General features: G+C 66.9%; 1 protein-coding gene. It reads left to right on the forward strand.

From position 1 onward, the window contains the following. Positions 1-888, forward strand: an 888-nt coding sequence (locus D3H34_RS32990; protein ID WP_147400612.1) for a sulfurtransferase, incomplete at its 5' end; no start/stop codon positions are given. Positions 889-977 lie beyond the last annotated feature (89 nt).

The following is a 977-nucleotide window of genomic DNA, read 5'->3' on the forward strand; positions in this document are numbered from 1 at the left end:
GCCGCGCCGCTACTGACGCCGGCGCAGCTGCACGCGCTTGCCGCATCGACGCCCACGCTGCGCGTGATCGACATCCGTGATCCGCAGTCCTATGCGCAGCAACACATTCCCGGCGCAGTGAGCGCCCCCTACGGCAAGTGGCGCGGCCCGGCGAGCAATCCCGGCGAACTGCCCGATGTCTCCAAGCTCACGCAGCTCGTGCAGTCGCTGGGCCTGACGCCTGCGACGCACGCCGTGGTCGTTTCCAGCGGCGCCGACGCAACGGACTTCGGTGCTTCGGCGCGCGTCTACTGGACGCTCAAGACACTGGGGCTCAAGGAGCTGTCCATCGTCAACGGCGGCATGAAAGCCTGGGCCGCAGCCAAGCTGCCGCAGGACAACGCGGCCGTGCAGATCGCGGCCAGCAACTGGCAGCCGCAGCTCGACAGCAGCCTGATCGCGACGCGCGAAGACATCCGCAAGAACCTGGACCTGAGCAATGCGGCGCTGGTCGACTCGCGCCCCGACGCGTTCTACCAGGGCAAGACGCGCGCGCCCGCGGCCAAGCTTTCGGGCACGCTGCCCGGCGCGCAGCAACTCGACTTCAACCAGTGGTTCGTTCCCGGCACCTCGACCTTCGTCGACACCGCGACGGCCAAACAGATCGCCGCCAAGGTCCAGCGCAAGCAGGGCGAGGACATGGTCGCCTTCTGCAACACCGGCCACTGGGCCGCGACCGACTGGTTCGGCCTGAGCGAAATCGCGGGCCTGGCCAACGTCAAGCTGTATGCGGGCTCGATGGTCGACTGGACCCAGCAGCCGGGCGCACCGGCACTGGAAAACCAGCCCAGCCGCGCCGAATCCCTGGCCTATGACGCGCGCCAATGGTGGCAGCGCAAATTCAAATAAATCCATGAAACGTCTACCCCTCGCGGCCTTGATGGCCGTTTTCTTTGCCTGGCTGCTGGGTCCAGTCGACCATCGAGCCCGCATACAGC

The sequence above is a fragment of the Acidovorax cavernicola genome, from assembly GCF_003581445.1.